The organism is Mycobacterium sp. TH-M15 (genome assembly GCF_057473705.1).
Genome location: NZ_JBYCLB010000391.1, coordinates 1 through 5,250, shown reverse-complemented (window position 1 = coordinate 5,250; position 5,250 = coordinate 1). Strand labels below are relative to the sequence as shown.

8 protein-coding genes are annotated in these 5,250 nt (G+C 72.4%); 4 read left to right on the top strand and 4 right to left on the bottom strand.

What is annotated here, in order from left to right; genetic code table 11:
• Positions 1-18: 18 nt before the first annotated feature.
• Together AC2VNT_RS09580 and AC2VNT_RS09575 are read right to left on the bottom strand one after the other, a co-directional pair.
• Positions 19-1,068, bottom strand: a complete 1,050-nt coding sequence (locus AC2VNT_RS09580; protein ID WP_486946633.1) for an ABC transporter permease — start codon at positions 1,066-1,068, stop codon at positions 19-21.
• Positions 1,069-1,149: 81 nt separating this feature from the next.
• Positions 1,150-1,926, bottom strand: coding sequence for an S-methyl-5'-thioadenosine phosphorylase (locus AC2VNT_RS09575; RefSeq protein WP_486946632.1), 777 nt, complete (start codon positions 1,924-1,926; stop codon positions 1,150-1,152).
• Between the two features lie 39 nt (positions 1,927-1,965).
• On the opposite strand from AC2VNT_RS09575, the gene AC2VNT_RS09570 reads away from it, so the two are divergent.
• Complete coding sequence (locus tag AC2VNT_RS09570; RefSeq protein WP_486946631.1) at positions 1,966-2,835, top strand: 1,4-dihydroxy-2-naphthoate polyprenyltransferase; 870 nt, start codon at positions 1,966-1,968, stop codon at positions 2,833-2,835.
• Positions 2,836-2,842: 7 nt separating this feature from the next.
• Here AC2VNT_RS09570 and AC2VNT_RS09565 read toward each other — a convergent pair whose 3' ends face one another.
• A complete protein-coding gene (locus AC2VNT_RS09565; protein WP_486946630.1) occupies positions 2,843-3,193 on the bottom strand; it encodes a DUF4229 domain-containing protein in 351 nt (116 codons plus the stop codon).
• Between the two features lie 119 nt (positions 3,194-3,312).
• Here AC2VNT_RS09565 and AC2VNT_RS09560 point away from each other — a divergent pair, with 119 nt between their 5' ends.
• The 3 genes from AC2VNT_RS09560 to AC2VNT_RS09550 all read left to right on the top strand — a co-directional run bounded on the left by AC2VNT_RS09560 (position 3,313) and on the right by AC2VNT_RS09550 (position 3,893).
• Complete coding sequence (locus tag AC2VNT_RS09560; protein WP_486946629.1) at positions 3,313-3,435, top strand: hypothetical protein; 123 nt, start codon at positions 3,313-3,315, stop codon at positions 3,433-3,435.
• A gap of 77 nt (positions 3,436-3,512) precedes the next feature.
• On the top strand, positions 3,513-3,659 hold the full coding sequence (locus tag AC2VNT_RS09555; RefSeq protein ID WP_486946628.1) for a hypothetical protein: 147 nt from the start codon (positions 3,513-3,515) through the stop codon (positions 3,657-3,659).
• A 69-nt stretch (positions 3,660-3,728) separates the two neighbouring features.
• Positions 3,729-3,893, top strand: coding sequence for a hypothetical protein (locus tag AC2VNT_RS09550; RefSeq protein ID WP_486946627.1), 165 nt, complete (start codon positions 3,729-3,731; stop codon positions 3,891-3,893).
• A gap of 21 nt (positions 3,894-3,914) precedes the next feature.
• Here the strand turns inward: AC2VNT_RS09550 and AC2VNT_RS09545 are convergent, their stop codons facing one another.
• A complete protein-coding gene (locus AC2VNT_RS09545; RefSeq protein ID WP_486946626.1) occupies positions 3,915-5,210 on the bottom strand; it encodes a MinD/ParA family ATP-binding protein in 1,296 nt (431 codons plus the stop codon).
• Positions 5,211-5,250 lie beyond the last annotated feature (40 nt).

Genomic DNA, 5,250 nt, shown 5'->3' with positions numbered 1-5,250 from the left:
CCCGTATATCGCCCACGACTAGGGACCGCCGAACGCCAGCACCGGGTCGACGGCCACCGCGTGCCGCAGCCCGGCCAGGCTGGCCAGCAGCCCGATCACCACCGCGGTCAGCACCAGCAAGGCGAACGACGAGAAGGTGACCGCGACCAGCATCGGAAACAGCGGGCCCAGGGTCACCGCCACCAGCCCGCCGAGGATCGCCGACACCACCGCGACCAGCACCGCCTGCATCGCCAGCCCGGCCAACACCAGCCCGGTGGTCGAGCCCAGCGCCTTGAACACCGCAAAGTCGCGGGTGCGCTCCAGCGCCGACAGGTAGATCAGCGACCCCACGATCAGGCCGGCCACCCCCCACAGCAGGATCGCGATGTAGGACATCGCCAGCCGCGCTCCGTTCAGCGGGCGCACCATGTCGTCGACCGAGGCGTGCCGATCCACGATCCGGTAGCCCGCCGGCGGCTCGGCCGGCCGGCCGCGCAGGCCGATCGCCGAGATCACCGGCTGGCCGTTGAACATCAGCTGCTGCGCCCCGGCCACCGTCAGGAATGCGTTGGCCTGGCCGGCCAGTGTGGTGGACTTGTCGACCAGCCCGACCACCCGCAGCTTCTTGGCGCCGAACGCGAGCTCGTCGCCGAGGGACCGCCCCAGCGTGGTCGACGCCGCCAACTCGTCGGGGGCGGTCGGTGCCCGCCCGGACTGCATCCGCGGCATGCCCAGGCCGTGCTCCGGGACGCCGTAGATATTGACGTTCTCCGGCGCCTTGGCGCCCTTCATGATCGTGTTGCCGTACACCACCGGGACCGCCGCCTGCACGCCCGGCAGGTCGGCGACCTTATCCGCCTCCGCCTGGTCGAACCGCGCCGAGCCCATGAACGGGCCCTCGGCGCCCTCCTGTATCAGGTAGGTGTCGATGCCCAGCTGGTCGACGACGTGCTCGGCCTCGACCCGGAAGCCGTGCGCCAGCCCGGTGAGGATCAGCGTCAACCCGAACACCATCGCGGTGCCGCAGGCGGCGACGATGAACCGTCGCCGCCGCCACTGCAGGTCACGCAGTGCGGTGATCAACATTCGCACCCGCGCATGTTAGCGCAACTCAGTAAGGCGCCCGGACGCCGCTGCGGTCCGCTCAGTCCGGCGGCCGGGGCGCCGTCACGGCAGCTCGAACGGCAGCTCGATGCCTTCGTGCGGCAGGCAGTGGGTGCAGCTGCGTTCCTCGCCGACCTGCGAGATCGCCCGGTGCACCAGTTTCTTGAACGGACCGATGTTCTTCTTGAACTCGGCGTAGACGTCGACGGCCTTCACCCCGTCGCCGACGTCGACGCCGGCGTCCAGGTCGGTGACCAGGGCCACTGCGGCGTAACAGATCTCCAGCTCGCGCGCCAGCACCGCCTCCGGGTATCCGGTCATGTTGACCAGGTCGAACCCGGCCGCGGCGAACCACCGGCTCTCGGCCCGGGTGGAGAACCGCGGCCCCTGGATCACCACCGTGGTGGCGCCGTCGACCACGCCGGGCAGCCCGGCGACCGCGGCCCGCAGCGTCGGGCAGTACGGGTCGGCGAAGTCGACGTGCACCCCGCCGGAGTCGAAGTAGGTGTCGGCGCGGCCCCGGGTGCGGTCCACCAGCTGGTCGGGCACCACCACCGTTCCGGGCGGCAGCTCGGCGGTGAGGCTACCGACCGCGCACGGCGCGAAGACCCGGCGCACCCCGAGCGCCCGCAGCGCCCACATGTTGGCCCGGTAGGGAACCGTGTGCGCCGAATACTCGTGGTGGGTGCCGTGCCGTGGCAGGAACGCCACGTCGTGGCCGCCGACCGCGCCGACGGTGATCGCCGCGCTCGGCGCGCCGTACGGAGTGTCCAGGTTGATCCGGCGCGCATCCGGTCCGAAGAAGGTGTAGAAGCCGCTGCCACCGATCACTCCGAGCATGGGGACATTCTCCGGTATCGGGCGTGCGAGGATTCTCCGGTGGCCAGCTTTGCGCAGTGGGTGGAGGGCGCCCGGCCGCGCACCCTGCCCAACGCGGTGGCCCCGGTGGTCGCCGGCACCGGCGCGGCGGCCTGGCTGCACGGCGCGGTGTGGTGGAAGGCGTTGCTGGCGCTGGCCGTGGCGGTGGCGCTGATCGTCGGGGTGAATTTCGCCAACGACTACTCCGACGGCATCCGCGGCACCGACGACGACCGGACCGGACCGGACCGGCTGGTGGGCGCCCGGCTCGCCGGCCCGCGCGCCGTGCTGGCCGCGGCGATCACCGCGCTGACGCTGGCGGCGCTGGCCGGGCTGGCGCTGGCGCTGGTCAGCGCGGCGTGGCTGCTGGCGGTGGGCGCGGTCTGCATCGCCGGGGCGTGGCTGTACACCGGCGGCTCCCGGCCATACGGCTACGCCGGCTTCGGCGAGCTGGCGGTCTTCGTGTTCTTCGGTCTGGTCGCGGTGCTGGGCACCCAATACACCCAGGCGCTGCGGGTGGACTGGGTGGGCGTGACGCTGGCGGTGGCGACCGGGGCGTTGTCGTCGGCGGTGCTGCTGGCCAACAACCTGCGCGACATCCCGACCGACGCGGCGGCCGGCAAGACCACCCTGGCGGTGCGGCTCGGCGACACCCGGACCCGGGCGGTGTATCAGGCGCTGCCGGCGCTGGCCGGGCTGCTCACCCTGGTGCTGATCGCGGCGACGCCGTGGTGCGCGGCCGGGCTGGTGGCGGCGCCGCTGGCGCTGCGGGCGGCGCGGCCGGTGCGCACCGGCCGGCACGGGGCCGAGCTGATCCCGGTGCTGCGCGACACCGGGCTGGCCATGCTGGTGTGGGCGGCGGTGGTGGCGGCGGCGCTGGCTTTCGGGTGAGGCCGGATCAGTCGGTCGGCCCGGGCTCGGGCCCGGGTTCGGGCCCTGCGTCGGCAACCGGCTCGCCGCGCAGCCGGGCCTGCAGCCGCGCGCGATCCCGGCGGCGGCGTTCGCCGAGGATCGCCATGCCGGCGGTGGCCCGGTGGCGCAGCGGGCTGAAGACCCACATCCCCAGCGGCATCGCGACGACCAACGCCAGCAGCACCGCCACCGACACCGGGAAGTCGTACGCGCCGACCAGCCGGGTCACCCCGTAGATCGCTGCGGTGAGCGCGACCGCCAACACCAGCCGGGCCGCGGCGTAGCCGAGAACGTCGGTGACCACCCGGCCCCGGGTCGGCGGCTGATCGGTCCTCATCGGTCGAGCCTACGACGTAGCGGCCGCGACCCGGCCGCTACGTCGAACCGTCGCCGGGCAACGCCGTCCCGCGTATAGTCGGCGGCGGATGCGGCGGGAGGCGCCTATCCGTGTTGTACATGCTGCTCACGTTGACCGCGGTCGTGGCGTGCTACGTCGGCATTACCGGCTACGCGTGCACGGCGGAGCAGGACTGGGACGCGAAGACCACCGGCGCGACCGGCGACGGCCCGCCCCGGTGAAACTCGTCCTTGGCGCAACGCCGCCCCGGGTATAGTCGGCCCCGGAGTCGGCGAGAGGGCGCGCACCCGTGCTGTACATGTTGCTCATCTTCACGGCGGTGGTGGTCTGCTACATCGGCGTCACCGGTGCCGGGAGTGCCTCCGGGCACGATCGCGACTGGGACGAGCGGCGTCGCACCGAGCAGCGCGGCGACCGACAGGCCGAACCACCCGACCGGCAATAGCCCGCCCGGCTGAAGCGGCCGGCCGCCGGCGAACCGGCGAACGGTATATTCGGCGCCAGGAGGTGTTGCGTGTTCTACCTGCTCCTCGCCGTGTTGCTGGGGACGCTGTGCTACCTGGCCTGGCGCGGCCGGCCACGCCGGCCCAAGACCCGGGTGATCGGACCCGATGACGACCCGGAATTCCTGTGGCGGCTCGGCCACGGCGGTCACGGCGGCGGCTCTCCGGAAGGCTGAGAACCGGCGGGGCGGCCCCGGTCAGACGAAGTGCTGGTTGAACCGATCGTCGCTGGGGAAACCGTCGGCGACGACCGCGGCCAGTTCCAGCAGCGCCTCCCGGGTGTCCCGCTTCAACCGGTCCAGGTTGATCTCGGCACCCTCCTCCAGGTGCGGATCGAACGGCACCAGCCGCACGGCCCGGCACCGCCGGGAGAAGTGATCGACCACCTTCTGCATGTCGACCTTGCCGGAGCGCGGCCGCACCGCGTTGACCACCGCGATCGAGTTGCGCACCAGGTCTTCGTGGCCGTGCGCGTCCAGCCAGTCCAGCGTCGCCGACGCGCTGCGGGCACCGTCGACCGAGCCGGAGCTGACCACGACCAAGGTGTCGGCCTTGGCCAGCACCGCCGACATCGCCGAGTGCATCAGGCCGGTGCCGCAGTCGGTGAGCACCAGGCTGTAGAACCGCTCCAGCACCTGCAGGGTGCGCGTGTAGTCGTCGGCGCTGAACGCCTCGGATACCGCCGGGTCGCTCTCCGAGGCCAACACCTCCAGCCGGCTGGGCCCCTGGTTGGTGTAGCTGCGCACGTCGCTGTAGCGCTGGATCCCCTCCGCGTCGCGGAGCAGGTGGCGAACGGTGGCCGAGGTCTCCGCCGGCACCTTCTGGTTCAACGTGCCGCGATCCGGGTTGGCGTCCACCGCGACCACCCGGTCACCGCGAACCGATGCGAAGGTGGCGCCCAGGGTGGCGGCGATGGTGGTCTTGCCGACACCCCCCTTCAGCGACAGCACGGCGATCCGGTAGCAGCCCTGCAGCGGCCGGTTGGCCTGCACCACCAGGTCGTGGTTGCGGACGGTGCGCGGGCTCTCCCCGACGTTGATCAGCTGACCGGACAACGTGTAGAGCAGCCGGCGCCAGCCCTCCGACGGCGGCGGCTTGGCCTGGCGCAGCAGCGAGGTGGTCGACAGATCCGAGTACGGCGACACCCCCGCGGCCGGCCGGAACAGCGGATCGGCCGCGGCCGCGGGTGCACCGGAATAGTAGACCGGCGGCAGGTCGTTCGGCTGGGCAGCCCCGGGCGGCTGGGCGACCGTCCAGGCCTGCGACTGTCCGGGGGCGGCCGTCGCGCCGGTGGCCGAGCCCTCGAACGGGTCCTGGAACCGCCGCTCGGTGCGGAACCCACCGAACGATCGGGTCGCCGGTGCCGCGGGACCGGGCTGTCCGAAATCGCCACCGTCGTCCCGGTAGGCCGGGAACTGGGTGGTCGGACGTTCTATGGCGTCGTGGCCCCGGTGGGCCTCGCCGCCCAGCGACGAATTGTCGGACACTGGCACTTCCCCTCACGGTGCTTCGAGTCGATGTCGTCAGCGGGTT